Genomic DNA, 26,926 nt, shown 5'->3' with positions numbered 1-26,926 from the left:
GGTGACGCATCATCGACTGGGTCCTCGGTCGTTCACGGTTTGCTCGGAGGACGCCCCGCCGGAAGGCGGGCCCCCCCTTCCCTCGGGCGCACCTTGCAGGGCGTCGGCGGCTGCCCGTCCATCGGATACGGCGGCCGCGGGCTCCGGCGCGGCGCACGAAAGGAGCGCGGCGCGCGCGGCCGCCTGCTCCGCAAGCTTCTTCGACCGGCCCCGGCCGGTGCCGATGACCTGGCCGTCGACCTCGACGGCGACGAGAAACGCGCGGTCGTGGTCGGGCCCCTCGGTGCCCATCAGGCGGTAGCGCGGCGACGCCGCGCCGCGCGCCTGCACGCGCTCCTGCAGCTCGCTCTTGGCGTCGCGCCCGAGCATGCTGCCGCTCGCGAGCTGCGCGAGCGGGCTCGCGGCGATCTTCCGGCTCAGCGCCCGCGCGCTCTCGAAGCCGCGATCGAGGTACAGGGCCGCGACGAGCGCCTCGGTGGCGTCGGCCAGCACGTTCGTCTGGTCGCGCTCCCCGGCGACCTCCGCGCCGCGGCCGACCCTGAGCGCAGCGCCGAGCTCGATCCCCCGCGCCCACGCCGCCAGCGCGTCCGTGTTGACCAGGGCCGAGCGCATCATCGAGAGCTCCCCCTCCCTGGCCCCCGGAAAGCGCTCCATGAGGAGCTCCGTCACGCACAGGCCGAGCACGGCGTCCCCCAGGAACTCGAGGCGCTGGTTGTCCACGCGCCGGCCGCCTCGCTGCTCGTTCGAGAAGCTCGGGTGCGTCAACGCCTCCTCGAGGTGCGGCAGGTCCCCCTCCAACCCCAGATCCAGGCGTTGCAGCAGCTCGCTCGGGAGCATCCCCAGCACCTTGCCCACGCGCAGCGTCAGCCCGCGCTCAAGCGGTCGGTCAGCTCGGCCAGCTCCAGGTCGAGCGCGGTCAAACCGCCAGCGTCATGCGTGGACCACGCGACCCGCACCTTGCCCCACGACAGCGCGATGTCCGGGTGATGATCACGCCGCTCGGCCAGCAGAGCGATCTGCATCACGAAGCCCACGCCGGTCCCGTAGTCCGGAAACGAGTAGCTCCGTTCGATCCGCTCGCCCGCTCGCACCCAGCCCGGGTGAGCAGCGACGAACCCGGCGATCTCATCGTCCGAGAGCCGATCACGCTTGCCCATGGGACGCAACTATGGGCTAAGCCCTGCCCCGGTGGAACCCCGGAATGCGGTCCCGCCCCGCGCGGCGTCCGCCGCGCGCGCCGCTCGCCGTGCGCTATCCTCCCGCCTCGATGACCGGGCTTCACGCCTGCCCCTTCTGCCGGGAGATGTTCGAGGCGAAAGAGGCGTCCACGTGCCCCGCCTGCGGCCTCCGGCTGGAGGCGCTCGCGAAGCTTCCCCCCTCGTACGACGCGCTCCAAGATGAGCCTGACGAGCCGCTCCCGCCGCACATGGAACCGCTCCCGTGGACCTACGCCGGGCGCGGCCGGGGCGCCCTGCTCGCGCTCGCGCTCCTCGGGCTCGCGGCGTTCTTCGCGCCGTGGATCCACGAGACGGCCCCCGAGCTCCGCGACCTCAGCGGCTTCGGGCTCGCGCGAAGGCTCGGCTGGATGTGGGCCCCCGCGGTCGCGTTCTTCGTGATGATCCCGCTCGCGCTGACCCGGAGGTCGATCCACAAGATGCGCGGCGCCCGCGTGGCCGTCGCTTTCCTCGCCGCGGTCGCCCTCGTCACCGTCGCGATGCGCCTGCTGTTCACGCCGGGCAGCACGCTGCTCCGTCCCGTCCGCTTCACATGGGGCTACGGGCTCTACGCGACCGGTGCGATCGCGCTGCTCGCGCTGCTCACCGCGGCGTTCTTCGGAGGAAGGATCGACGACCTCCCCACGGGGCAGCGGCGACGGGGCGACGAGGTGCTGCACTGAGCAGCGTGTGACCGGTGACATCTCGGGTCGACAGGCCCGCTCGTGCGACGTAACCTTGATGGGAGTGGCCTTTGTCCGCTGCTCGAAGGTGCGCAATGGCCAAGAGATCTGCCAGCGTACGCCGTGAGCTCGCGCGGGACGACGAGACGTTCGATGTCCCCGCGGCGGTGCTCTGCGCGTGCTGCGGACAGCCCGACTGCGCCGGGTGCTCCGCGGCGAGCGACGAGGGCTCGGGGGTCGTCGCGATAGTCCCGTGGGAGCGCCCGGTCGGCGGGGTCTGGTCGCGGCTCTGGGCCACCTCGAGGGCGACCACGCTGGGAGCCGAGACGTTCTTCGCGACGATACCCGACGGCGCGCTCCCCGCGGCGATGCGCTTCGCCCTGCTGGCGGAGACGCTCGCGATCCTGTCGATGATCGCCGCGCTCCTGCCCCTCGTCGCGCTGGCGCTGCCGGGCCTGACGCTGGAGCTGGCTCGCAACCCGGCCGCACGCGCGAGCGCCCTCCAGTGGCTCGCTATCGGCGTTCCGGGGGTCACCGTGTGGATGGTGCTCGCGCACACCTTGCACGGCGCCGCGCTCGACCTCGGGGCACGGCGTCAAGGCGCGCGGCCAGAGCGCCGGCGCGCGCTCCGCTTCGGGCTCTACGCGTGCGGCTGGGATCTCATGGCTGGCCCGCTCGGCGCGCTGGCCATGCTCATCACGGGCGGCACCAAGGGAGCCGAGCAGGTCCTCTCGGCCTCGCTCCGGGTACCGGGCAAGGCCTCGATGGCGCTGCTCCTGGGCGTCTACGCGCTCCACCCCGACGCGGCGGAGCGCGCTCGACGCGCCGGAAGCATCGCCGCGCTCGCGCTCACCATTGCCTCCGGCTTCGCCGCCATCGCGCTCGCCATCGCCTTCAGCTGACACGCCGTTCAGCGCCCTCGGAGGCGGCGGCGCCGCTGACGGAGTCGCCCTCGGGGGGCGGCGCCGCCGAGGATGGCGAGCGCACGTCCGTGCGCGTCGGCCGCCTCAGCGCATGTCCTGGCGCGGCGCGGGCGAGGGCGGAGGCGCGCCTGGACGCCGGCCGCTCGCGAGGGTGCCCGGGCGCTTCTTCGGCTGCAGATCGCCCGTCGACGTGATGTCGATGAGGTCCACGAGCTCGGGGGCGTGACCGGATACGTCCTGCGCTCGCAGGCAATCGAGGAGCTGCTTCACCTGCGCCTCCGCCTTGCCGTGCGCGAGGATCTGACGGATCGACGGCGCCTCCTGCTCGAGCGAGCGGCTCACGGGTTTCTTGCTCTGGCGCCGCCACAGCACGGCAAAGCCATCGCCCTCGGGCACGGGCTCGGGCACGAGCTCCGCGTCCTTCACCCCGGCGGCGGCCGAGAGGAGCCCCGGGTCGACCTTCAGCCCCGGCTCGGCCGTGGTGCCATCGGACGCCACGAAGCCGAGATCGCCGCCGCGCATGTTCGTCGCCTTGTCGAGCGATTTCTCGCGCGCGATCTCCTTGAAACGCTGGGGTGACGGGTCCTTCTTCAGCTCGGCCAGGATCGCCTCGGCCTCCCCGCGCGTCGCGACGAGGATGCGCCAGAGCGCCACCATCGCCGGGGAGCTGAACCTGTCGCGGTTCGCCTCGTAATAGGCACGGACCTCCTCGTCCGTCACCGGAGAGCTCGTCGCCGCCTCCGCCTGGATCCGCTGCAGCAGCGCGGAGCGCAGGACGCTGCGCACGCGATCCTGCACGTCGGCGCGCTCCGTGAGCTTCTGCGCGGCGGCCCCCTGGGCGAGGAGCAGCTCGCGCACGAGGACCTGGCTGACGAAGTTCTTCCGGATCTCGTCCGGGGTGCGCCCGAAGGTCTGGAGCTGGAACGGCGGGACCTGCGCGAGCCTGCGCTCGACCTCCGACGCCGTGATCGCCGCGTCGCCGACGCGCGCCACCGGGACGTCCGCCGCGGCCGCTGGCTGGGCCTCAGCGCGGAGCGACAGGCCGGTCGACGCCGCGCACACGACCGCCATGGCGGCCGCGCCGAGAGGGAGCTTCAGCGTTCTCGCGCGCATCGGAGCGGGTTATCCCCGCGCCGGCAGGCAAGGTCAAGCCGCCCCGCGGCGCTCCCTCGGCGGACACGCCGCGCTCGCCTCCGCGCTCCCCGCCCCGCAGAACCCCGGCCTTCCGCAGCGCGTGGGCGTCGAGCCCGACGAACCGGTACACGTCCGCAGAGAAACCGTAGGCGCGGTGGAGGTGCTTCAGGCCTTCCACGAGCTCGGCGGTCACCTCGACCGGGGGCGGTGGCGGGTACGCCTCGCGGATCGAGGCGAGCGGTTCGCCCAGCTCCAGGAGCTCCTCGACGCGCGATAGCACGTCGATCGGCTTGAGCGCACGCTTGCCTCGCCGCGCGACCCCCTCGGCCAGCTCGGCGAGCAGGCGCCGGCGCCGGCGCTCGGTACGGCCGTCTCCGGCGCGGCCGCCGCCGCCCAGGAGCAGCTCGTTGAACCGGCGCGCGGCCCGGCGCTTCTCGACCGCATCCGGACTTCCCCGGCGGTTCTGCGCACCGCCACCCCGCTTGGCTGGACGTGGCGCTTTGGTGGACCCGGCCGTGCCGGCCGGTGAGCTCTTCGTCTTCACGATCCTCGGCAAGAGCACAGCGGCGCTCGAGGAGCCGGTATTCCCCGGCACATCTTCTTGCTGTCCCAGCAGTATAGACAGCTCATCCTCCTGCTTCGAAGAAAGCGGCGGGCGCACGGTCACGCTCGCCCCGCGCGGCGCTGGACGTCAGCGCCCCCCTGCGCACCACGCGAGGGCCGTTCCGACGGCGGCGATCAGCCAGGCCGGCCACGTCGCGCGCACGAAGCCGGCGACGTCCGACAAGGCGCCGCGCCGCGCGCGCCGCACAGCCTCGGCGTGGCCCACCCGGCGCACCTGCTCGCGCGCGATCTGCTCGTGCTCCTCGTCGTCGAGCGGATCGCTGCCGGCCAGATGGTGCAGGTGATGTGTCACCTCATGGTCGATCGTCTCCTCGATCTCCGCGTCGATGTCGAAGCCGGGATCCTCGCGGGCTTCCGACCTGAACGTCCGATAGAAGATCCGGATCTCCGGAGGATGGGCGATCCCGAGCGCATCCGCGGGTGTCCCGGGCGTGTAGCATCCGAGCAACGGCTCGCCTCCGTCGTCGCAGGCCGGCACCCCTGCGTCGATGAAGAGATCGATGTTCCGCACGCCGCGGGCCTCGTAGATGCGTCCGGCCGCAGCGCGGACGCGCTCCTCGAAGCCGTCGAGATCCGGAAAGGCGCTCGAGGCGCTCGCCCGAGCCCTCGTCCCTGCCCGCGTCGAGCGGGGCTCCCCGAGCTCGTCCGCGTCCGCTCCGTCCACTCCAGCAGCGCGCAGCGGGGCGCGCGCGAGCTCCCGCTCGAGCGGCACGTCGAGATCGTTGCGGGCGCCGCAGCCCTGGCAGCGGTAGACGGCGAGGAGCCGCGCGGGGTAGCGCGCCTCGTGGTAGAGGTCGACGATCGCCCCCCACGCCTCGTCGGGAGCGCTGGCGAGCGCGTCGGCGATCACCGGCGCGCGGCGCTCGCGGCCGAGCGCCGCGATCCCCATCGCCACCACCAGCGACGGCGTGATGCGGAGGACGCCGTCGGCGGGCAGGCGGAGGAGCGGCATCGCTTCCTCGACCGTGCGCTCCACGAGGCGTACGGCGCGGCAGACGGCGCGACCCACGCGCAGCGCCGGGATCGGGTGTGAGACGCCGAAGTCGAACGGGCGATCGAGCTCTGGATCGTCGAGCTCGCCGTCGGTGAACGGCCCGATCTCCAGCAGGCTCGACGGAGCGACCTCGAACGGGGCGCTGCAGTTCTCGCAGGTGTAGGCGCCTGGCTCCTCGGGCACGATGCCGGCCGCAGCGAGGAGCGCGCGCAGGACATGGGCATCGGTGAGCGGGAGGCCAAGAGGATCCAGCGGCACGCCGCGCGCATCGGCCAGGACCGACGGGCCCGCGAGGACCTGCACGTCGAGCGCGCACCTGCCGATGACCGCGCGCTCTACGCCGCGGCGTGCGGGAGCGCCGAAGACGGAGGAAGCGCGAGCGCGCGCGGCGGCGTCCGACAGGCGCGCCACGCCGCCGGAGGGGAGGTGGACCTGAGCGGGGAGCAGGCGTCGCGCGGGCGCAGGCATCGCGGCGGCCTATATAGCGGGTGGCTCGCCTCAGGGGTCCTCGGGACGCGACCGACCGCCGGCGGCGCCCTCGTCGGCCGGAGCGAGCGATCCCCACGGCTCGCGATCCCTGTCGGTCTCGGACGGCTCGCCCGCCGCGCGGCCGACGTCGAGGCCGGCGGCGCTGGCGAGCTCGGCGGCCACGGCCGCGGAGAGCGAGCCTCCGCTGAGCGGGGACGCGCCGGTGACGCTCGACACGGTCGACACGGGCGACGGCTCCGAGGAAGAACGATCCCGGCGGCGACCTCGAGCGAGCACCGGCGCGCGCTCCCCGTCGCCGGCCGGATCCGGCGCCGCCGCGCCCACACGATGGACGGTCGCGCGCAGCTGCACGCGTCCGAGCGACAGGCTCGCCGCGCTCGCGGGCGGCACGCTCGACGAGAGCTCCGCGCCCACGGGTCCGCCTGTCCCGAAATCGAGATAGCGGGTGATCGCCAGGGCGTAGATGAGCTTGCGTACGATGGGCTCCGGCGCGACCCCGGATCGGAGGAGCGCGGCGAGCGTGGGCGTGGAGCTCTCCAGCGCCTCAATCACGGCGAGCTCGCCCTCGCGGAAACCGAAGCGGCCGGGCTCGAGGGCGGGGTGCAGCCGGAGGGGCACGGCCCCGATCCGCTCCAGGGTCCGCTGGAGGCGCGTCGAGCGCTCGCCGTGCTCGCGCAGCCCCGTCCAGAGCAGCGCGAGGGGATCGACCTTCGCGGGATCTCCCCCCCACTCGGCCAGCGCGTCGAGGCCGTCGAAGTAACGGTACTTCGTCTCCGGAGGCAGATCGAACAGGCGCATCATCCGCCGCACGAACTGGACCTGGGCAAGCCAGTCGATGGTCGCGGCATCGACGCACCCCGACAGCAGCAGCACGTCCCCCAGGAGGCCCCTTGTCGCGAGCGCCTCCGCCAGGATCTCGGCGGTGATCACTCCCTCCTCGAGCAGGATCTCCCCGAGCCGGGCGTACCCGTCGCTCGGACGGATCTTCACGGGGTTCCCCCGGACGATCCGCAGCGTGTGCTCGGCGCCCGTGGGCTCCACCAGGATGAGCGCGCCGGTCAGCCGATGCTCGACGGCATAGACGAAAAGATGAGCGAACGGCGTCCGCTCCAGATCTCCTTCCGCCGTCGCGAGACCGTCGGGAGACATCCTGGGCCAAGCTACCATAGCGCGCGCAAGCCGGATCCCCCTTTCTCCACGCGCAGCGGCGCGGAAGCGGGCCTTGCGTCGCTGGTCCCGGAGCGCGCGGTGTTCACGCCGCCTCACGCCGCCTCATGCCGCCTCACGCGTCGGGTCGCAGCCATGGATTCTTGCCGCCGCCGACGCGCGCTCGACGCACTCTCCACGCCCGTTCCATGCACTGGTTCCGGCGGAGTGCGCCCGCGCTCCGGCAGGGTGCTCCGCGCTCCAGCGTCGGCGCGCAGCCGGCGGGCATCGGCCGCGGCGGTTCCGCGCTACGGTGGCAAACATGCCGCGCGGACATGTGCTGGTGCTCGACGACGAGCGGGCGATCTTGACGACCCTCCAGAAGGCCCTGTCGCTCGAGGGCTACACGGTCGACGTCGCCGGCGGCGTCGGGGTGGCCGAGGAGAAGCTCGCGAAGCGGAGCTACGACATCGCGCTCTTCGACGTCTCGCTGCCCGACGGTGACGGCGTGGAGCTGCTCCAGCGGATACGCGTCGCCGGCTCGGAGCTGCCCGTCGTGATGATGAGCGGCCACGCGACGGTCGACGCCGCCGTCCGCGCGACGCGGCTCGGGGCGATCGACTTCCTGGAGAAGCCGCTCTCGACCGATCGGCTGCTGCTCGTGCTCGAGAACACCCTGCGCCTCGTCCGCGCCGAGGCCGAGGCGAAGGCGCTGCGGACGCAGACCGGCCAGGTCGGCGAGCTCATCGGAGAGAGCCGGGCGATGTTCGACCTGCGCGAGCAGATCGCGCGCGCGGCGAAGGCGACCGCGACGGTCTTCGTGACGGGCGAGCGCGGCACCGGCAAGGAGCTCGTCGCGCGCGCGATCCACGGCGCGTCGAAGCGGGCGCGCGGGCCGCTCGAGAAGATGAACTGCGCCGCGGTCCCGAGCGAGCTCATCGAGAGCGAGATGTTCGGGCACGAGGCCGGCGCGTTCACGGGCGCCACGAAGCAGCGGCGAGGGAAGTTCGAGCGCGCGAGCGGCGGGACGCTGTTCCTCGACGAGGTCGGGGACATGCCGCTCGCGATGCAGGCGAAGCTGCTCAGGGTGCTCCAGGAGCGGGAGATCGAGCGCGTGGGCGGGCACGAGACGATCAAGGTCGACGTGCGCGTGGTGGCGGCGACGAACCGCGACATCGAGGCGGCGTGCCGGGAGGGGCAGTTCCGGCCGGATCTCTACGATCGGCTGAACGTGCTGCCGCTGTCGCTGCCGCCGCTCCGCGCGCGGCGCGAGGACGTGCCGCTGCTCGCGCGGCATTTCCTCGCGCTCGCGACGCAGGCGAACGATCGGCCCGGGATGGCGTTCACGGACGGCGGGATGAGCATGCTTGTCGCCTACAGCTTCCCGGGGAACGTGCGGGAGCTGCGCAACATCATCGAGCGGCTGGTGATCCTGACGCCGGACGAGACGATCGACGAGGGCGACGTGAAGGTCTGCCTCGGGGGACAGCAGGCTGCGATGAAGGGCGGGCTCTTCCGGCCGGGGGTGCCGTTCCGGGTGCTCGCGGAGGAGGCGGAGCGGACCATCCTGGAGGAGGCGCTCGGCCATCACGGCGGGCAGATGGCCGCGACGGCCCGCGGGCTCGGGCTCGAGCGGAGCCACCTGTACAAGAAGTTCAAGGCGCTCGGGCTGCGGGGGGACAAGGGCGAGGCGGAGGACGAGTAGGTCGCCAAGGGAGGCGGCCCTGCCGGGAGGCCGCGCCGAGGGGAGGGTCTGCGCGGCGGCCGCGGGTGGGCGCTCGGCCATCCGCCGAGGCGGGAGCGCGGAGCTTGCGCATGGACCACCGCCCGGCATGTCTCCCTTCGGGCCTTGCCACCTGGGACGTTTCGTCGCGCGCCACACAAGGCGCGCCTGAGACGTGGAGCCTGCTGGGACCTTATGGCACCTCGGTCGGTGCTCGATCGCGCCCACCCCCGGCCGCCGCGCAGACCCTCCCCTCGGCGCTACGGGAGTGGCGACGCGGGACGGGACGGACGACGCATGGCCTGGACCGCGATGGGTGTGGTACGCGGAACCAAGATGCTGCGATCGCTGCACTTGGAAGGAGTGGGGCCGGCCGACCAGCTCGACTTGAAGCTCGGCGAGCGGCTCAACGTGCTCACGGGAGACAACGGGCTCGGCAAGAGCTTCGTGCTGGAGGTCGCCTGGTGGGCGCTCACCGGAACGTGGACGGAGCGGCCGGTGCTGCCGCAGCCGGGTAAAGAAGCGAGCGCACGCATCTCCGGGGAAGCCGAGCCGGGTACCGAGTTCGAGCAGTTCGAAAGCAAGTACGATCGTGTCGCTCAGCAGTGGCGCGACAGGTTCGGTCGCGACATGGGCCGCAGCTGGACCAATACTCCTTCCGGGGTGGTCATATCTTCGTGGGTGCGCGGCCTGGTCCCGGTGCTCCACGTCCGTACGAATGGCGCGTGCTCCGTCTGGGATCCCTGTCGAAATATTCCCTCGATGGGCAGCGCTCTGTACCGGCTCTCGTCGTCGCCTTCGCCCGATCCCCAGCCCTATCTCTTCGAGGAAAGACAGCTCTGGGACGGGCTTGTTCACGAGGGCAAACCCGTCTGCAACGGGCTCGTCCAGGACTGGGTGACGTGGCAGCTCGAGGCGGCGGACAACGACGGGGCTCACCCGTTCGAGCTCCTCTGCCGCGTGCTCGATCAGCTTTCTCATCCTGAGGAGACGATGAAGCCCGGCAAGCCGGTGCGGCTCTACCTGGACGACGTTCGCAAGTTCCCGACCGTCGAGCTGCCGTACGGAACGATCCCCATCGTCCACGCGTCCGCCGGGATGAAGCGGATCCTCGCGCTCTCCTACCTCATCGCGTGGTCCTGGTCGGAGCACGTGCAGGCGTCACGTCTCATCGGTTGGCAGCCCTCGGACCGTATCGTCGTGTTGATGGAGGAGCCCGAGACGCACCTGCATCCCAAGTGGCAACGCCACATCGTCCCGGCGCTCCTCGGCGTGCTGAGCGGGCTCTCCCCTTCGATGCGCCCGCAGGTGCTGCTGACGACGCACTCGCCCCTCGTGCTCGCATCGATGGAGCCGCACTTCAAGCCGGCTAGGGACAAGCTGTTCGTGTTCGAGCTCGACGGCGCCGACGTGACCGTCCGCGAGCTCCCCTGGGCGAAGCGCGGCGACGCGATCGGGTGGCTCACCTCCCCGGTGTTCGGCCTGGAGCAGGCGCGCTCGATCGAGGCGGAGCGCGCCATCGAGGCTGCAGAGGCGCTCATGCGCGGCGAGACCGGTGCGCTACCGGAGGGGCTCAGGAGCGAGGAGGAGATCCATCGGGAGCTCGTGCGCCTCCTGCCGGATCAGGATCGCTTCTGGCCGCGCTGGATCGTGCGTCGGGAGCGGGCGGGCGCATGATCCCGTTCGAGCGCACGCCTGAGCCCGCGGACTTCGATATCAGAGTGCGACAGCCCGGCCAGCGGTGGCTCGCCGAGGGCGCCGCCAAGAGGATGCCGGACTACTGGCGGCGCGCTGCGCGCGACCTTCAGGCAGCTTTCAAGGGCTTGTGCGGCTACACGGCCATGTGGCTCTCGGCCCCGGGGACCGTCGACCACTTCGTCTCGCGCGATGAAGATCCCAGCCTCGCCTACGAGTGGAGCAACTTCCGCTACGCGACGGCATCAATCAACAGCAGCAAGAGCGCGCTCCGCTCCGATCAGGTGCTGGATCCATTTGAGGTCGGAGACGGCTGGTTCGAGGTGATCCTTCCCTCGTGCCAGATGGTGCTCACCGATCGCTGCCCGCCCGAGTTCCGAGATCGCGCGCAGACCATGCTGAAGCGGCTCAAGCTCGGCGATGGCGAGAGCGTCGTCGACTTCCGGCAGCAGTGGTACCGGATGTACTGCGAGGGAAAGCTCAGCCTGGAGGGCCTCGCACACTGGGCGCCCCTCCTTGCGCGCGCGGTGCGGAAGCAGCGGGAGCAAGCAGCCGCCGAGCCGGTGGCTAGTGACGGGGCCCCGCGCTCTACGCAAGCCGGAACCTCGGGCTCATGACTGCTGCTGCGCCGTAGGGCCGTTTCCGGTTCCTCGGAGGCTCCCAGCTACCTCCCCCGAACCGTTTCCGGTTCCTCGGGGGCTCCCAGCTGCCTCCCCCGAACCGTTTCCGGTTCCTGGGGGGCTCCCAGCTGCCTCCCCCGAACCGTCTCCGGTTCCTGGGGGGCTCCCCAGCTGCCTCCTCCGAACCGTCTCCGGTTCCTCGGGGGCTCCCAGCTGCCTCCCCCGAACCGTTTCCGGTTCCTCGGGGGCTCCCCAGCTGCCTCCCCCGAACCGTCTCCGGTTCCTCGGGGGCTCCCAGCTGCCTCCCCCGAACCGTTTCCGGTTCCTCGGGGGCTCCCCAGCTGCCTCCCCCGAACCGTCTCCGGTTCCTCGGGGGCTCCCAGCTGCCTCCCCCGAACCGTTTCCGGTTCCTCGGGGCTCCCCAGCTGCCTCCCCCGAACCGTCTCCGGTTCCTCGGGGGCTCCCAGCTGCCTCTCCGGAACCGTTTCCGGTCTGCCGAGGGCAAGCCGTGCTCGTCGAGCGCGAGGCTGGGGGAGCGTTGTGTTGCGGTTGTCAGCCCTGGCGCATGGCAGCTCGATCCGGCACCACGCGAGCGCCGGAGGGGGTCTCCGCGCGGCAGGGCGCGGGTGGGCGCGGCGAGCACCGACCGAGGTGCCATAAGGTCCCCGAGGGCTCCACGTTTCAGGCGCGCCTTGTGTGGCGCGCGACGAAACGTCCCGGGTGGCAAGGCCCGAAGGGAGACATGCCGGGCGGTGGTCCATGCGCAAGCTCCGCGCTCCCGCCTCGGCGGATGGCCGAGCGCCCACCCGCGCCCTGCCGCGCGGAGACCCCCTCCGGCGCGTGCAGCCGGGATCTCCGCCCTCCCTTCCCCGCTCACACCTCGCCCCGAGCCCCGAGCCCGAACCTCAATCCGGCATCGCCCGCGGCGCAGGCGGCGACGCGCCCTTCATCGCCTTCTGGTACTCGAGCGCCTGCTTCGCGTAGTCGTCCCGCTTCATCTTCGCGTACGCCTTGGCGAGCTCCCCGTAGATCTCCGCGGCATCCCCCGGCTTCGACCCGGACAGGAGCGCGCTGTTCAGCTCGTAGATCGCCGACACGTGCCGCCCCGTGCGCGCCAGCGCCCGCGCATAGAGCCGGTGGATCTCCGGGTTTGCCACGTCGACGAAGATCGCGCCCTCGCCGACCTTGCGCGCCTCCTCCCACGCGCCGCGCTCCACGAGCAGCCGGAGCAGCCGCCGCCAGACACGGCGATCGTGCTGATCGAGGAGCGCGAGCCGGCGCAGCGCCGAGAGCTCGCCCGCAGCGTCCTTCTGCCGGCGCGCGAGGTCGCAGAGCCCCTGGAGCGGCTCGGCCTGCGTGGGATCCTGGCGCGACGCCGCCTCGAGGTTCGCCTTCATCTTCGCCGCGTCCTTCTTCAGCTCGGCGAGATCGGCGAGCTTCATCCGCACGACGTAGCCGTCGTTCCCGTCGGCGATCATCTTGCTCAAGAGCCTCGCCGCCTCGTCGGGCTTCTTCTCGGCGAAGGCCGCCCGCACCTTCAGGTAGGTCGCGTCAGGCTGCTTCGGATCGACCCGCAGCGCCTCGGCGAGCACCGCCTCGCCCTCCTGGCGCTGCCCGTCCTCGAACAGCGCGAGCGCGAGCTCGACGAGCCGCTTCGCTTCCTTCGGAGCGCGCGCCGCCGCCTTGCGCGCCTCGTCGAGCGGCGGCGCGTGCAGATCCGGGACGTACTGCTTCTCGTAGCGCTCGAGCCGGGGCTTCAGCCACGCGCGGAAGCGCCGATCGAGCTCCTCCGCGCTGATCCCGAGCGACTCCTTCACCACCTCCTGCGTCCGCTTGCCCGCGGCCCACCGGGGCAGCATCGAGACCACCTTCGGGAAGCCGAACTCGCCCGCCATGAAGACCACGATCTGGCTCGCCGCAAAGTAAGCCATCGTCACGTCCTCGATGTTGTCGACGTGCGTGAACGCCCGGTTGAACCCGTCGACCGCCGGGATCCTCCCGCCCTTCAGGGCGGCGAACAGCGCCGGATCTTCCTCGCGGTGCCACTCGGGCCGCCGCACGATCGTCTCGTACTCGCTGAGCCCCTCGGTGAACCAGCGCGGGACGTGGTTCTTCGAGAGCTGGATCGCGAAGACGTGCCCGAGCTCGTGCCACAGCACGTTCCCCCAGTTGAACTCCCCCGCCGCCGGGCTCAGCGCCGCGAGCGTCTGGCCGAAGCAGACGCCCTGGATGCCCACGTTGGGCAGGCCGCTCGTCCTGACGCTGAAGTTCTCCGTCGACGCGTAGAGCTCGATCGAGACCGGGACCTTCGGCGTGAAGCCGTACCGCTTCACCATCGAGCCCCACGCCTCCTCGAGCATGCGCGGCACGTACCGCTCGAGGATCGCCCGCTCCTGCTTGTGGTAGCGGACGCGGAACGTCTGCCCCTCCACGGTCACGTACTGCGTCGCGATGTCCTTCTCGTAGAGGTTCAGCGTGTTGAAGACCCGCACGTTGAAGCGGTCCTTGTCCCACGCCTTCTGCAGCGAGAGCACGCCGCTCTTCTCGTCGCCGGCGCGGATCAGGTTCAGGCCGAGCGTGGCGTGCGCCTTCGCGTCGTCCGGATCGACCTGCGTCGCCTCCCCCATCATCTTGACGATGTCGTCGTAGCGGTGCTCCCACTCCGCGAACTCGCCGACGATCTGGAAGAACCGCGAGAACCCTGGGTTCAGGCCGAGCACCTTCGCCTTGATGGCCTCGAAGCCGGCCGCGTCGTCGGCGAGGAAGCGGCCCGCCGCCTTGATCGAGAGCAGCTCGAGGTCGTTCGGGTTCACCTTGAGCCCGCGGTCGGCTGCAGCGTCCGCGGCGTCGATGTCCATGTCGCGGAGCGCGAGCCCGGCGCGGACGAAATAGGCCTCGGCGAGGTTCGGGTTCACGGAGAGCGCCTGCGCGACCTCGCTGTCGGCGCCGCCGAAGTCCATCGCGCTCTCGAGCTTGACGCGCGCCATGGCGACGCGGGAAAACGGATCCTTCGGGGCGAGCTTGAGCGCCTCCTTCACGACCTGCCCGGCGTGGCCGGGGTCGTATTTGTCGAGGAACAGCTCGGCCCGCCAGAGCAACGTCTCGACGCGCTGCTTGCCGCCCACCTTCTCGGCCGCGTTGAACGCGTCGTTCGCGTCGCGCGCGCTCCGGAGCAGGTGCGCCGCGCGCCCGACCAGCGACAGCCCCTCCGCGTCGCTCGCGGTGATCTTGTCGTCGTTGTAGTCGTCGATGATCGTCATCAGCGGCGCGCGCGCCTCGCCCCGCTTGCCCGACTCGATCAGGAGCTCGCCGAGCATGAGCCGCGCGCGGCGGGCGTCGTCCTCCCGCTCCACCTCGCGCACCGCCGCGATCGCCTCGGCCATCTTCCCGCGGCGCGCGAGCGCCTCGGCCCGGAGCGGCGCGGCGGCGATCCGCGCCTCCTTGCCGAGCGCGGCGGCGGCCTTCGCCGTCTTCGCCGCGTCGTCGTAGCGTCCCGTGAGCAGCTCGATCCGCGCCTTCGCGAGCAGCGCCGCGGCGCGCTCCTTCCCGCCCTGGAGGCTGAGGACGACCTTCTCGGCCTCCGCGTAGTCGCCCTGCGCGAGGAGCGCCTCCACGCGCGAAAGCGAGGGGGGCGGCTCGCCGGAGGCGGGAGCGGGGGCCGCGCAGGCGGCGGCGACGAGGAGAGCGGCAAGAGAGCGGCGGATCGAGTGGCTTCGCATGTCACCCCGTGCGCAACGATGCGCGACCGTTCGTCATCGTGCACAACCGCACGCAAACGAACGCAGACCTACGCAAAACGAACGCAAACATTCGCAAAACGAACGCAAACCTACGCTGAGACGCGGCGCCCGGTCGAGCCGGGAGAGGCCATCGTAACCGACGCCGCCGGCGCGACCGAGCGGCGAGAGGCCGAGCATGCGCGAGCGCGCGAGGGCGCGCTAGAGCGCGCGCTCCCGCGATCGTGGTATGCGGGCGGCCATGGCAAGCAAGCTCGCCGGTCGGGTCGTTCTCATCACGGGCGCGTCGTCGGGCATCGGCGAGGCCCTCGCCCGGGAGGTCGCCCGGCGCGGCGGCCGGGTCGTCCTCGCGGCGCGGCGGACCGAGCGGATCGAGGCGCTCGAGACGGAGATCCGGCGGTCCGGCGGCGATGCGCTCGCGACCCCGTGCGACGTCACGCGCGACGGCGACGTGGAGCGCGCCGTCGCGCAGGCGAGCGAGGCGTTCGGGGGGATCGACATCGCCATCGCGAACGCCGGGTTCAGCGTGGCGGGACGCGTCGAGGATCTCGCGCTCGACGATTTCCGCCGGCAGCTCGAGACCAACGTCTTCGGCGCGCTGCGCACCGTGAAGGCCGCGCTGCCGGAGCTCAAGCGATCGCGCGGCGGCGTCGCGCTCGTCGGCAGCGTCCTCGGCTACCTCGCGGTCCCCGGGGTGGGCGCCTACACGATGAGCAAGTTCGCGGTGCGCGCCCTCGCCGAGACGCTGCGCGCGGAGCTCCGCGCCGAGGGCGTCGCGGTCACGCATGTCGCGCCGGGGTACGTGGCGAGCGAGATCCGCCAGATCGACAACGCGGGCAACCTGCACGAGGGCGCCCAGGATCCCGTGCCGCGCTGGCTCGTCATGCCGGCGCAGACGGCGGCGCGACAGATCATGGACGGCATCGTCGCGCGGCGCGCCGAGGTGGTCGTCACCGCCCACGGCAAGCTCGGGGTGTCGCTCTCGAGGCACGCCCCGGGACTCCTCCGCGCGACCGTGTCGAGGCTCCCGCGCAAGCGCCGCGTCAGCGGCGAGCGCTGAGCCGGCGCGGCGCCGCCTACGGCGCGGCCTGCGCGAGCTCGCGCCGGACGAGCGCCTCCAGGGCGTCGATGAAGCGCGGCCGCGTGTTCACGGCCGGCGCCCGGAAGAGCCGCGCGAGGCCCGCCTCACGGGCGAATACCTGCGCCTCCACGTCGAGATCGTAGAGGGTCTCGACGTGATCCGCGACGAAGCCGATCGGCGCGATCAGCGCCTCCCGCACGCCGCGCGCGGCGAGGCCGGCGAACGTCGACCGCAGATCCGGACCCAGCCAGGCGTCGCCGGTCATGCCCTGGCTCTGGAAGGCGACGAGCACCGGGTTCCCGCGAGGGGCGATGCGGCGCTCCACCTCGGCGGCCATCGCTCGGAACTGGCGCTCGTACGGATCTCCGGCGGCGATGATCCGCTGCGGGAGGCTGTGGGCCGAGAGGATCACCGCCACCTTCGCCCGGCCCTCCTCGGGGACGCGCGCGAGCGCCTCGTCGATCACCTCGACGAAGGCGTCGATCAGCGCCGGCTCGAGCCCCCACGCGGGCACGCACCGGACCTCCATGCCGCCCTGCTCGGCGGCCGCGTCGCGGACGACGGCGTGGTAGACGTCGACGGACTGCGGCGCGAGCGGCAGCGAGACGACGCGCCTCACGCCGCTGCGGTGGAGCGCGCCGAGCACCTCGGCCGGATACGGGTGCCAGAGGCGCCCGGCAATGGCGACCGGGAGACCGAGCCTCGCGGCGAGAGCGTCCGCCTGGGCTTGCGTGATGCGCATGAGCGGCGAGCCGCCGATCGCCTCGAAGCGGCGGCGGACCTCGTCGATCACCTCCGGCGGGGCCGGCCTGCCGCGGCGGATGTTGGTGACGAATGCGGGCAGATCGTCGAGCCGCTCGACGGTGCCGTGGCAGCTGAGGAGGACGGCGGTGGTCACGGCGCCACTCTACATCGCCGCCGCGGGAGCAGCGCAGCCCTCGCCGCGCAAGCAAGGCGGCCCTCGACGGCGCGTGGGGCGGCACCGCCGCTCGCCGGCGCTGGCTCAGTCCGCGTCCCAGGCGACGAGGACGCGATCGTGGCCGATGAGGCCGTTTTTCTTGCGGGCCAGGTGCTGCGCGACGACCCGATCGCCGGCCGCATAGACGCGCACCTCCATGTACGCCAGCCCCTCATCGGTCTCGATTCCATCCAGGATCTCCGTCGAATCGAGCTGGCGCTCCCAGTCCGAGACCGGATCGCGGAAGAGGTCGCTCTTGAGCCGCTCCATGATCGCTTGCCTCCCGCGGGTGACGCTGGGGTGGGCCGGCGGATCGCGGCTGCTCACCTCCTCGATCACGGCGTCTTCCGCGTAGATCTGGGAGAGGGCCTCGATGTCCTTGTCCCCCAGGGCACGGGTGATCTCTGCGAGCAGTCCACCGTTCACCCGCTGGGCCGAGGGTCGCGTCCGCGCCGAGCCTTCCATGCACGCTTGCATGGGACGCAGCGGCGCAGGCGTCGAGCCCGTGCCAGGGCTGCGCGGCGACGGTGACGGAGGGCTGCATCCCGGCAGCGGTGACGGATGCGACAGACCAGCGCTGAGCTCGGTGGGCAGCCCTCCTCCACAGGGCCACCAGCCGAGATCGCGCGGCCGGCGGCGAGTTGCAGCGCCCGGGCGGACGTGATGAATAAGGAAGGTTATGACGCAGCGCCGCACGGTCGTGCTCGCCGATCTCCATCTCGTGCGCCAGACGCCGCGCGACGTGACCGCCGATCTTGCCCGGTTCGTGGAGGCCCACCGGGGGGCACGCATCGTGGTCGCTGGCGATCTGTTCGATCTCTCCTCCGAGTCGCCCTGGATGCCCCGGCCACGCGCGCTGCGCGAGGCGCTGCGCGCGCACCCGACCGCGCGGGCGGCGCTCGCCGAGCACCTCGACCGGGGCGGCGAGCTCTGGCTGGCGGGTGGCAATCACGACGCCGAGGTCGGGGCGCCCGACTTCCCCGTGGCGCTGGCGGAGGCGCTCGAGGTGACCGGCGAGGCCCGGTCGCGGATCCGGACGACGCCCTGGTTCTTCCGCGAGGGGGCAATCCACTTCGAGCACGGCCACCTCTACGATCCGGACAACGCCCCGGCTCACCCGCTCGTGGTCGGCGAGCGCAGCCTCGGCGTTCACTTCGTCGAGGAGTTCATCGCGCCGACCGGCGCGCACCGTTATCTGCAGGCGAACGATCAGACGCCGCTCAGCTTGTTCCTGTCGGCGTTCACCTGGTACGGCCCTCGCGCGCCCTACGTCATCTACCGCTACTTCCACGCGGCGATCGGCGCGATGTTGAAGAGCGGCCCGCTCTACCGCGCGGAAGGCGAGGCCGCGGTGGGGGCCGCGGCCATGGAGCGCTTCGCGCACGAGCTCGGGGTGCCGCGCGCGATGGCAGACGCGCTCGTCGGGCTCGGGGCCACGCCGACCCTGGAGAGCGCGGCGCGCACGTTCACGCGGCTGTACTTCGATCGCGTGATCGCGACGTTGTCGATGGGCGCCGGGATCGCGGCGCTCGGGCTCGGCGCGCGGGGGACCGGCGCCGCGGCGCTCGGGCTCGGCGCGCTGCTGATGGGCGCGAGCTGGGCGAGCGGACACAACCGCTACGCCGGCACGGTCGCCGAGCGCCTGGCCGAGAGCGCCAGCCGCGTCGCGAGGACGACAGGCGCGAAGCTGGTCGTCTTCGGCCACACGCACCGCGAGGCGCTCGGCGACGGTTACGCGAACACCGGCAGCTTCTCGTTCCCACGCGCCGCGCCCGGCCGGCCCTACGTGGAGATCGAGGGATCGCCCGAAGCCCCCCGCGCGGCGACCCGCTTCTGGCGAGCCGTAGCGTGACTCCGAACCGCTAGAGCGCCGCCGAGCGGCGGCCACCCGCACAGGAGGCGGCCGCCGCTCAGCTGCCGCTCGCGTGGGCGGTGAGCGCGCCCTCTACCAAGTCGAGCGCGAGCGGGACGTCCTCTTCCGGGATCGGCGCGCCGCCGAGCATCGCTGCCAGCAGCCGCTCCCTCGGCTCCGGCCGCAACACGACAGGGCCGCCGCCACAGGCCCGGCAGACGAGGCCGCCGCGCGCCGGGTCGGCGCAGGCCGACTGCGTCGCGTCGCAGGCGCGCCCGCAACGGACACACTGCGTGAGCTCGAGGCCCCAGCCGAAAGCGACGAGCAGGCGCAGGCCGGTCTCCGCCAGCAGCGCCTGGGGAGGAGGCGTGGACACCTCGTCGAGGCGGTCGAGCAGCTGGTTCAGCTCGCGCCACGCCGCCGGCTCGGCGGTGTGCGCCGGCGCGATCTCCCGCACCCAGCGCAGCGCGCGCCCGGCCACCTCGAGGCGCCCGAGATCCCCCGCGAGGCGCAGGCGCGGGCGCTCGATCGCCGCTTCCGTGAGCTGGGCGAGCTCCGCGCCAGGACGGATCTCCAGGGTCACGCGGAGCAGGTGCATCGGCTCGAGCGCCGGGAAGCGCTTGGCCGAGCGGCGCGCGCCGCGCGCCGTGGCAGAGATGAGCCCACCCTGCTCGGTGAAGAGCCCGACCAGGAGATCGGCTTCACCGAAAGGTACACGCCGGACCAGAAGCGCCCCGGTCCGGAGGCGCTCCGTCCGCGGGCGAACCGATCGAGGCATGGCAGATACCGGCGGGTTACGACGTGAACCGCGCGCGAGCGCGCGGCGAAAATTTGGCCCTCAGACCGAGAGGGAGGTACTCGCCCTCGCGCGGGTACCCTCCGACAGCTCCGGCGGCATGTCGTGGCCGCGGGGCCTGAGCACGATGCTGAGCGCCAGCGTGAAGAGGATGAGCAACAACACGAACGCGATCGCGACCCCGAAGCGCCTGCTCTGGGTGCGGCGCGCGGGCGCCGCGATGGGCAGCGGTGTCACAAGCGCGATCCGGCGGCTCGCCGTGTATCGGGCCAACACCTCCTCCATCGGGAGCGAGACCGCGCGCGCGTACGCCTTCAAGAACCCGCGAACGAACACCTCGCCAGGCAGGTCGTCGAAATGATCTGCCTCGATTCGCTCGATGGAGATCACCGGGATGCGCGTGGCGCGGGCGACTTCCTCCACGCTCATGGCTCGAGCCTCACGCGTGCGTCTCAGGTAGCGTCCGATCGACTCCATCCCATTCCACCCATCGTCATTCGGTCGTCACTCTACTCACCCTGAGAACCGTTGCTCAACCCCCTAGCGCGCCCCGCGGTACTTCTCGGAAAGCGGCGCGCCGAGGTCCTATTGCAACGTCTGTAACTGTGCAGCGCAGCGCTGCCCTACCGGCGTCGTCGCGTCGATCTCCCGGCACCGCTCGAGATCGGCGCGCGCGTCGTCCACGAGCCCCCTCTTCTCGGCGATGCGGGCGCGCGCGTCGAACGCGTCCTGCAGCCGCGTGCACTCCGGCTGGTCGGTCTCGACCGCCCTCGTCAGCGCCTCGCGCGCGAGATCGAGCTCGCCCCGCTTCTCGTAGGCCAGGCCGAGCCGGTACTGCCCGACGCAGAAGAGCGGCTGCGCGGCGACCGCGCGGCGTAGCGCGTCGATCGCCTCGTCGTTCCTGCCCTTGAGCAGGTACGCCCAGCCCAGGTTGCCCCACGACTTCTCCGGCGAGGCGTACAGGATGTCCTCGGTCAGCGGCTTGAGCACCGCGATCGCCTCGTCGTAGCGCCGCTGATGCACGAGGATGACGCCCAGCGCGTTCTTCGCGTCCCGCATCTCCGGGTTCGCCTCGAGGGCACGCCGCGCCATCTTCTCGGCGCTGTCGAAGCGACAGTCGCTGGACTGAGCATCGCCCGCGCAGAAGCCGAGCAGGATCAACGCGCCGAGGTAGGACGCCTCGGCGTTGTCCTCGTCGTGCGAGAGCGCCTCCTCGACGTGCGCCAGCGCCTCGCGCAGGCGACCGCGCTGGAACGAGTCGCGCGCGAGATCATACTCCGCGAGCGACCGCGCGTCGCTCGTCTGCGCCGAGGGCTGCGCGCCGCCGCACGACGCGAGCGCGAGCGGCGCAAACGACGTAAGCGACGCAAACGACAGCAGCGACCCCATCGACACGACAGCGGCCGCGCCGCGGATGCACCCCGCGCGGGTCGCTGCTGTCCTGTGTCGCTGCGAGGTCATGTGCGATCTTGAATCCGCTGCCGAACGATGCCGCGGCGCGGCACATTGTCAGGACGGGACTTCGCCTGCCCTGCGGGGACCCCTGAGTAAACCAGGCCGCTTGTCACGTCAACCCGCGAATCTCCCCGGAAGACGCAGCGCGTCCTCAGGATCCCGATTCGGCTTCCAGCAGTCGTCAGGTCGGCGTAGGATGGAGGCGCAGGCGGTTCCTGCTCATCACTGTTCGCCACGGATCTCGTCCTTGAGACCCAGCAGGCCGAACAACCTCCGCAGCGCTTCGATATCGGGGATCTCGAGGCGCTCGTCGGCGACGCGCAGGTACTGGCCCTCCCGGAGCTGCTGGACGGCGCGCTTCACCGTGTCGACGTCGAGGCCGACGCGGGTGGACAGCTCCATCGGCGAGATCGCGAACGAGGCCCCGTTCGAGGCGGCGCCGCCGGTGGCGCGCGACTGCTGCGCGAGCTTGAGGAGCGCGTTCACGACCTTCGACTGCGTGTCGTTGAGCATCATGATCTCGATCTGGTCCTCCGCGTCGCGGAGCCGACCGACGAGCTGCTTGATGATGCGCATCGCGACGGCCGGGTTGCGCTCGACGAGGTTCTGCAGCGTGCCCTGATCGAGCGCGAGCGCGACCCCGCGGGACAGCGCGATCGCCGTCGACGAGCGCGCCGCGCCGCCGAGGAGGGCGGATTCGCCGAACAGATCGCCGGGCTTCAGGACCATCAGGCTGCGCTCGGCGCCGCGGACCTTCTTGATGAGCCGGACCCGCCCTTCCTCGAGGAGGTACGACTCGGTCCCGGGCTCGCCCTCGCGGAAGATGACGTCGCCGGCCTCGAACGGGCGGCCGAACCGGGCGCGGAGCCGCTCGGGATCAGGCCCCGACTCGGCCGGCTCCACGCGGGCGGAGGCCGCGGCGGGCTCGTCGCGCGACGCGGCGGGGACGGAGGGAGAACGAGCTGGCTCCGCTGCCGCGGCGGGCGGCGGAGCGCGCTCCGCGTCGCTGGGGCTCGAGGCCTCGCGCTCCGCGTCGGGTACGACGCCGTCCCCTTCAGGCGAGCTGATCATCGGGGCGGAGTGTATCCCAGCTCGGCCGGCTTCGCGTCCGGCGCGCGCACATAGAGCGGCTCCAGGAGCGCCGGATCATGCGGGGCCTCCGCTGACCCGCGCTCGCCGCCCGCGGCGGCCGCCCGGAGCCGGTCGATCGCGAGGCGTCCGATCCACGTTGCGTCGGGGAAATCCAGCGCGTCGCCCCGCGCGGCGAGCGGCCGGAGCGCCTCGATCTCCTCGGCGACGGCGCCGACGACGACGATGCGGCGCCCCGCGGCGAGCTCGGCCACGACATCGAACGCCGCGTCGCGCGGCAGGTGTCGCGGCGGGAGCGAAGGCGCCGCCGAGGGCGCGTCGAAGGCGGCCAGGAAGACCTCACCCTTCTTGGCGTCGATCAGCGGGACCAGCAGATCGCCGGGGCTCGCCGCGCCAGCGGCGAAGGCGGCGGCGGCCATCGCCTCGAGCGAGGTGACGCCGGCGACCGGGACGTCGAGCGCGAGGGCGACGCCCTTGGCCGCCGCGACAGCCACCCGGACCCCGGTGAACGAGCCAGGCCCCACGTCGCAGCCGAGCGCCTGCACCGCCGCGGCCGGTATGCCTGCCGCAGCGAGCACCTCGTCGACGGCTCCGAAGATGCGCTCCGCGTGCCCGTGCACGTCGGCGTAGCTCGTCGCCGCGAGCAGCCGCGCGCCGGCCGCCGGCGCCGCGGCGACGCCGGCGGCGGAGGGGGCGCCGCCGCGCAGGGCCGCCGCCTTGGCGTGCAGGTCCACGTCCGCTGCTTCGAAGAGGGCGGCGCTGCCGCGCGGGGTCGAGGTCGAGAGGGCGAGGAGCTTCAAGGCGCGCTCGGGAACGTTGCAGCCGCGATGCTGTCTGGCAGAACCTCGGGCCAAGGGCAACGAGCTTCAGCGAGGCGCTGGGGCCGCTGCCCGTCCGACGGGGTCGAAGGGCGGGGTGCGAGCCGATGCGCGATCAACGAGCGATGCTGCCGGCGCTCCTCGTTTCGACGCTCGTCCATCTGGGCGCGTGGAGCTCGGCGCGGCTGTCGCCGGAGGTGCCCGCCCGCGATCCCGCCGCGCCGGCGGCAGAGCGCGAGCCGATCGATCTCTGGACCGGGCTCACGGCCGCGCTGCCGGGCAGCGGCGGCGCCGCGCGCCCGAGCGACGCTCGCAGCGGGCGCGACGAGGCCGCCGGGCGCGACGGGCCGACGAGCATGCCAACGGCGCCCGCTCCGGCCGATGCCAGGCCCGCGGCGCCCGCAGAGCGCCATGCAGCGGCCGGCGGCGAGCCGGCGCCGCCCATGACGGCCGCGCCGCGCGGCCAGGCAGCGCCTCGGCCGACGGCGACGCCCCGGGCCAAGGCGACGCCTCGGCCCGCAGAGCGACGCCGGGAGCCCGCGACGAGCGGGGAAGCCGGCGCACCGGCGCGCTCCGCCGCCCCGCGGACGAGCGCCGGCGCCGGAGAGGACGGCGAGGGCGACTTCGGGGCGGCCGGCGTCAGCGCTGTACGCAACCTCGGGCGCGCCTTCACGAGGGCCATCCCGCCCGCGTGCCAGGCGGATCCGATCTGGGCGACGCTCCCGCCCGGCAGCGCGGGGAAGGCGCGCTTCGTGATCGACATCGACGACGCGGGGCACATCGCGACGTGGCGTCCGGAGCCGGGAGGGGAAGAGCCCGCGCGACACCTGAGCAACCTGGCGAAGCGGACGATCGCGCTGCTCGGCGCCGGGACGTTCGCCGTGGCCCGGGGCGCCGTGACGGCGGGAAAACAGACGCTGGAGGTGAGCGCCGTCGTCCGCGTCGGCGAAGGCGCAGGAGAGACGGGCGCTCCTGCCGATCTGGCGTGGCGCTTCGAAGGAGGGCGCGGCAAGGCGTCGTTCGTCCAGCCCGGCGGTCGCCTGGTGGAGGTCGTCGTCCAGGTGGTGCGCACGGAGGTCGCGCGAGGCGCGCCTCCTGGCTGAGCGGCCGGCGCGCCGCGCTTGCCGCCTCGTCCGGCCCACGGGGCAGCTCGGCCGCGGCGCGGAGCGCTCTCCAGCGGGCGGTCCTTGCGCGCTTGCGGTCCCGCCTCGAGGCTCTACGTCGGGCGCGTGGGACGGCTCCGCGCTGCCGCATGGGCGTGTGTCGGGTTCCTCGGGACCGCACCGCTCGCTGCCTGCAACGACCGGGCAGCCGCGCTCTCGCCCCCTCCATCGCCCCGCGGCGCGGTGAGCGCGCCGTGCTCGGTCCTGCGCGCGGAATCGCCGCCCGAGCCGCCGGCGGCCCGCAGCACGATGACCCTGCCTGCGCTGGTCGAGCAGGTGCGGCCGGTGGTGGTGACCATCATCACCCTGCGCGCGCCTTCGTTTCCAGAGGGGCGCGCGAGTCCGGCGCTCCCGTTCGAAGGCCGTGGGCAGCGGGTGGAGCGGGCGATCGGATCCGGGTTCGTGATCGCCGAAGAAGGGCTCGTGCTGACGAGCGATCACGTGATCGGCGACGCGTTCGGCATCGAGGTGCAGCTCTCGGACGAGCGCGCCTTCGAGGCGACCGTGGTCGGTCGGGATCCGACGCTTGACGTGGCGCTGTTGAAGCTGCTCGGAGCGGGGTCGCTGAGGGTCGCCTCCCTCGGATCGAGCGCGCCGGTCCGGCCTGGCGACGGCGTCATCGTGATCGGGAGCCCGTTCGGGCTCGGACCGACGGTGACCCGCGGCATCATCAGCGCGACGTCGAGGCCCATGGGCACGGGGAGCCTCGACGGCTTCCTCCAGACCGACGCCGCCATCAACCCGGGAAACAGCGGCGGGCCGCTCTTCGACGCGACGGGGCAGGTGATCGGCATCGCGACGGCGATCCACGCCGATGGCCGCGGCATCAGCTTCGCCCTGCCGATCGACGAGGTCCTCGAGATCCTGCCCGAGCTGCGGGAGACGGGCCGCGTGGACCGGGGGCGCATCGGGATCAGCTTCCAGGAGGTGACCTCGCAGCTCGCGCGGGTGCTCCGGCTGCCAGGGCCGATGGGCGCGCTGATCACGGAGGTCGAGCCGGAGGGCCCCGGATCGCGGCTGGGCTTCAGGCCGGGCGATGTGATCACCTCGGTCGAGGGGCGCCGCGTCGAGCACGCGCGCGAGCTCGCGCGCATCCTCCGGCGAGCCAAGCCGGGAGACGAGGTGGAGCTCATCTACAAGCGCGACGGCGCGGACCGGCGCGCGACGATGAAGCTCGATCCGTCGGCCCCCCACGAGCCGTCGCCGAGCTGGCGCGCGCCGGACGATCGCGCGCCGAGGGACGCCGAACAGCCGCCGTTCGGCGTGCTGGCGAGCGACGCGCTGGAAGGAGCGCGCATCGAGTCGATCGCGCCTCGGAGCCCCGCGGCTGGCCGCCTCGAGGTGGGCGACGTGGTGCTCGACCTGAACGGCGCGCCGGTGCGTGGCGGCGCCGACCTGACCGCGCGCCTGGGCGCGGCGGCACACCAGGATCTCCTGTTGCGGGTACGGCGCCACGGCGCGCCCCGCTACCTCGCGGTCCCGGCGCGCTGAGCGGGCGTCGCGGCTGCGAGCTCGGTCCAGCGCGCTGAGCGCGGGCCAGCTGCTCACCGAGCGCGGGCCAGCCGCTCACCGAGCGCGGGCTACATGCCCGCAATGGACGCTGCTACGTTACGCCGGATGGGAGCTTTGGCAGGCGCGAGGTGCCCGATTTGCCGCAAGTCGGCGGGGCTCAGGCCCGAGAACCCGGTCTTTCCGTTCTGCTCGCCTCAGTGCAAGCTGGTGGACCTCGGCCGCTGGCTCGACGGTGGCTACCGGGTGCCTGGCCCGCCCGTCTCATTGACAGGGGATGCCGAGACCCTGGAATCGAAGGGACGAACCGACGGACTCGACGGGAACATCCAGGAAGAGGACGAATGATCGCTCGTCGCGCGCTTTGCTTGCTCACCGTTCTCACGTCGGCGTCCATGACCTCCGCGGCCCTGGCACAGCAGGGGCAGCCGCTCCCGGGGACCTCGACGAGCGTCGGCGCTGCCTCGCCCACCGGCGCCGCGGCCGCGCAGCCGAACCCGTACGATCCATCGATGCAGGCCGGAGGCCTGGCGCCGCCCCCTCCGATGACCACGCCCGAGCCAGAGCCCGCCGCCCCCGATGGCACGGAGCACCGCCTCGACGAGGCCAAGGAGCGGGACTCGGGGCGCGGCCTCGAGATCGTCTGGCTGAACGTCGAGGGGGGCTACGAGAACGTCGGTCTCCAGACGTTCAACATCGACGAGGACGACTTCACGGCCGGGTTCGTTTCGAGCGCGGCGAACGGGGGCGTCGTCGGCGCCGGGGTCGGCGTCCGGCTCCTGTACTTCACGCTGGGCGCCCGCGGACGGGTCGGGTTCTTCAGCGACTGGCAGCTCTTCACCCTCGGCGGCGAGCTCGGCATGCACCTGCCGCTCGGCAGGCTCGACCCGCACGTCGATCTGGGCTTCGGCTACGCCGGCCTCGGCAGCGTCAAGAGCGCGGTGAGCGGCGCGGCCGACGCCATCGCGATCCGCGGCTTCTACGGAAGGGTCTCCGGCGGGCTCGACCTCTACCTGTCGCCGGTCTTTTCGATCGGCGCGAACGCGAGCTGGGAGCTCCTGGCGCTGACCAGGCCGGGGCTCTCCACGGCCGCGATCGATCGGATCAAGGGCGGAGCCGCCGCGCCTCAGCAAGCCAAGGCCGATCTGCTCGCGGCCGAGGGCTCCAGCGTGGGCTCGGCGCTCGCCCTGACCGCGGTCGCCGGGCTCCACTTCTAGCCGCAG

General features: G+C 72.6%; 25 protein-coding genes. 11 read left to right on the top strand and 14 right to left on the bottom strand.

The window, feature by feature from the left end; all coding sequences use genetic code 11:
* Window positions 1–9: 9 nt before the first annotated feature.
* Both rnc and WMF19_RS09730 read right to left on the bottom strand, forming a co-directional pair.
* Window positions 10–837, bottom strand: coding sequence for a ribonuclease III (rnc, locus tag WMF19_RS09735; protein WP_437898828.1), 828 nt, complete (start codon window positions 835–837; stop codon window positions 10–12).
* Between the two features lie 26 nt (window positions 838–863).
* Window positions 864–1,157: a 4a-hydroxytetrahydrobiopterin dehydratase gene (locus tag WMF19_RS09730; protein ID WP_272101380.1), complete on the bottom strand. Its 294-nt coding sequence runs from the start codon at window positions 1,155–1,157 to the stop codon at window positions 864–866.
* Between the two features lie 44 nt (window positions 1,158–1,201).
* Between WMF19_RS09730 and WMF19_RS09725 the strand changes: the two genes are divergently transcribed.
* Both WMF19_RS09725 and WMF19_RS09720 read left to right on the top strand, forming a co-directional pair.
* Window positions 1,202–1,897: a hypothetical protein gene (locus WMF19_RS09725; protein ID WP_437898827.1), complete on the top strand. Its 696-nt coding sequence runs from the start codon at window positions 1,202–1,204 to the stop codon at window positions 1,895–1,897.
* A 95-nt stretch (window positions 1,898–1,992) separates the two neighbouring features.
* On the top strand, window positions 1,993–2,799 hold the full coding sequence (locus tag WMF19_RS09720) for a hypothetical protein (protein ID WP_437328469.1): 807 nt from the start codon (window positions 1,993–1,995) through the stop codon (window positions 2,797–2,799).
* A gap of 105 nt (window positions 2,800–2,904) precedes the next feature.
* Here the strand turns inward: WMF19_RS09720 and WMF19_RS09715 are convergent, their stop codons facing one another.
* From WMF19_RS09715 to WMF19_RS09700, 4 genes are read right to left on the bottom strand one after another with little or no spacing between them, the layout of a single operon-like run.
* Complete coding sequence (locus WMF19_RS09715; protein WP_437898826.1) at window positions 2,905–3,933, bottom strand: peptidyl-prolyl cis-trans isomerase; 1,029 nt, start codon at window positions 3,931–3,933, stop codon at window positions 2,905–2,907.
* Complete coding sequence (locus WMF19_RS09710) at window positions 3,845–4,615, bottom strand: hypothetical protein (protein ID WP_437898825.1); 771 nt, start codon at window positions 4,613–4,615, stop codon at window positions 3,845–3,847. Before WMF19_RS09710 ends, WMF19_RS09715 begins: the two co-directional genes overlap by 89 nt.
* Window positions 4,616–4,645: 30 nt before the next feature.
* Window positions 4,646–6,040, bottom strand: coding sequence for a metallopeptidase family protein (locus WMF19_RS09705; RefSeq protein ID WP_437898824.1), 1,395 nt, complete (start codon window positions 6,038–6,040; stop codon window positions 4,646–4,648).
* Window positions 6,041–6,070: 30 nt separating this feature from the next.
* Window positions 6,071–7,210, bottom strand: coding sequence for a hypothetical protein (locus tag WMF19_RS09700; protein WP_437328465.1), 1,140 nt, complete (start codon window positions 7,208–7,210; stop codon window positions 6,071–6,073).
* 319 nt (window positions 7,211–7,529) lie between these two features.
* Between WMF19_RS09700 and WMF19_RS09695 the strand changes: the two genes are divergently transcribed.
* The 3 genes from WMF19_RS09695 (at window position 7,530) to WMF19_RS09685 (ending at window position 11,242) form a co-directional block, all read left to right on the top strand.
* Complete coding sequence (locus WMF19_RS09695) at window positions 7,530–8,912, top strand: sigma-54-dependent transcriptional regulator (RefSeq protein WP_437898823.1); 1,383 nt, start codon at window positions 7,530–7,532, stop codon at window positions 8,910–8,912.
* A gap of 354 nt (window positions 8,913–9,266) precedes the next feature.
* On the top strand, window positions 9,267–10,607 hold the full coding sequence (locus WMF19_RS09690) for an AAA family ATPase (protein ID WP_437898822.1): 1,341 nt from the start codon (window positions 9,267–9,269) through the stop codon (window positions 10,605–10,607).
* On the top strand, window positions 10,604–11,242 hold the full coding sequence (locus WMF19_RS09685; RefSeq protein ID WP_437898821.1) for a hypothetical protein: 639 nt from the start codon (window positions 10,604–10,606) through the stop codon (window positions 11,240–11,242). The genes WMF19_RS09690 and WMF19_RS09685 overlap by 4 nt, the downstream gene beginning before the upstream one ends.
* A 908-nt stretch (window positions 11,243–12,150) precedes the next feature.
* Here WMF19_RS09685 and WMF19_RS09680 read toward each other — a convergent pair.
* A complete protein-coding gene (locus WMF19_RS09680) occupies window positions 12,151–14,964 on the bottom strand; it encodes a tetratricopeptide repeat protein (protein ID WP_437898820.1) in 2,814 nt (937 codons plus the stop codon).
* A 259-nt stretch (window positions 14,965–15,223) separates the two neighbouring features.
* Between WMF19_RS09680 and WMF19_RS09675 the strand changes: the two genes are divergently transcribed.
* Window positions 15,224–16,042 carry an SDR family oxidoreductase gene (locus tag WMF19_RS09675; protein ID WP_437898819.1) on the top strand — a complete coding sequence of 273 codons (819 nt, stop codon included), beginning with the start codon at window positions 15,224–15,226 and terminating at the stop codon, window positions 16,040–16,042.
* 16 nt (window positions 16,043–16,058) lie between these two features.
* On the opposite strand, the gene hemH is transcribed toward WMF19_RS09675, so the two are convergent.
* Window positions 16,059–16,961 carry a ferrochelatase gene (hemH, locus tag WMF19_RS09670; RefSeq protein WP_437898818.1) on the bottom strand — a complete coding sequence of 301 codons (903 nt, stop codon included), beginning with the start codon at window positions 16,959–16,961 and terminating at the stop codon, window positions 16,059–16,061.
* 105 nt (window positions 16,962–17,066) lie between these two features.
* On the bottom strand, window positions 17,067–17,486 hold the full coding sequence (locus tag WMF19_RS09665; protein ID WP_437898817.1) for a hypothetical protein: 420 nt from the start codon (window positions 17,484–17,486) through the stop codon (window positions 17,067–17,069).
* A gap of 214 nt (window positions 17,487–17,700) precedes the next feature.
* On the opposite strand from WMF19_RS09665, the gene WMF19_RS09660 reads away from it, so the two are divergent.
* Entirely contained in the window at window positions 17,701–18,873 is a 1,173-nt protein-coding gene (locus tag WMF19_RS09660) for a hypothetical protein (RefSeq protein ID WP_437898816.1), read from the top strand.
* 58 nt (window positions 18,874–18,931) lie between these two features.
* Here the strand turns inward: WMF19_RS09660 and recO are convergent, their stop codons facing one another.
* From recO to tsaB, 5 genes are all read right to left on the bottom strand, one after another.
* A complete protein-coding gene (gene recO, locus WMF19_RS09655; RefSeq protein ID WP_437898815.1) occupies window positions 18,932–19,651 on the bottom strand; it encodes a DNA repair protein RecO in 720 nt (239 codons plus the stop codon).
* A gap of 60 nt (window positions 19,652–19,711) precedes the next feature.
* Entirely contained in the window at window positions 19,712–20,146 is a 435-nt protein-coding gene (locus WMF19_RS09650; RefSeq protein ID WP_437328456.1) for a helix-turn-helix domain-containing protein, read from the bottom strand.
* A 108-nt stretch (window positions 20,147–20,254) separates the two neighbouring features.
* Window positions 20,255–21,130: a tetratricopeptide repeat protein gene (locus WMF19_RS09645; protein WP_437898814.1), complete on the bottom strand. Its 876-nt coding sequence runs from the start codon at window positions 21,128–21,130 to the stop codon at window positions 20,255–20,257.
* A gap of 216 nt (window positions 21,131–21,346) precedes the next feature.
* Window positions 21,347–22,195, bottom strand: coding sequence for a Crp/Fnr family transcriptional regulator (locus tag WMF19_RS09640; protein ID WP_437328454.1), 849 nt, complete (start codon window positions 22,193–22,195; stop codon window positions 21,347–21,349).
* The gene (tsaB, locus tag WMF19_RS09635) at window positions 22,192–23,013 is read right to left on the bottom strand and encodes a tRNA (adenosine(37)-N6)-threonylcarbamoyltransferase complex dimerization subunit type 1 TsaB (protein ID WP_437898813.1); all 822 of its coding nucleotides are present in this window, start codon (window positions 23,011–23,013) and stop codon (window positions 22,192–22,194) included. Before tsaB ends, WMF19_RS09640 begins: the two co-directional genes overlap by 4 nt.
* Before the next feature lie 125 nt (window positions 23,014–23,138).
* Between tsaB and WMF19_RS09630 the strand changes: the two genes are divergently transcribed.
* The 4 genes from WMF19_RS09630 (at window position 23,139) to WMF19_RS09615 (ending at window position 26,920) form a co-directional block, all read left to right on the top strand.
* Window positions 23,139–24,134, top strand: coding sequence for a hypothetical protein (locus tag WMF19_RS09630; RefSeq protein ID WP_437898812.1), 996 nt, complete (start codon window positions 23,139–23,141; stop codon window positions 24,132–24,134).
* Window positions 24,135–24,260: 126 nt separating this feature from the next.
* Complete coding sequence (locus WMF19_RS09625; protein WP_437898811.1) at window positions 24,261–25,685, top strand: trypsin-like peptidase domain-containing protein; 1,425 nt, start codon at window positions 24,261–24,263, stop codon at window positions 25,683–25,685.
* Between the two features lie 126 nt (window positions 25,686–25,811).
* Window positions 25,812–26,051, top strand: coding sequence for a DNA gyrase inhibitor YacG (locus WMF19_RS09620; RefSeq protein WP_437898810.1), 240 nt, complete (start codon window positions 25,812–25,814; stop codon window positions 26,049–26,051).
* Window positions 26,048–26,920 carry a hypothetical protein gene (locus WMF19_RS09615; RefSeq protein WP_437898809.1) on the top strand — a complete coding sequence of 291 codons (873 nt, stop codon included), beginning with the start codon at window positions 26,048–26,050 and terminating at the stop codon, window positions 26,918–26,920. Before WMF19_RS09620 ends, WMF19_RS09615 begins: the two co-directional genes overlap by 4 nt.
* Window positions 26,921–26,926 lie beyond the last annotated feature (6 nt).

Source organism: Sorangium sp. So ce124 (genome assembly GCF_051525235.1).
In the GTDB taxonomy this organism is placed as follows: Bacteria; Myxococcota_A; Polyangia; order Polyangiales; family Polyangiaceae; genus Sorangium; species Sorangium atrum.
This window is presented reverse-complemented; position numbering and strand designations above follow the sequence as displayed.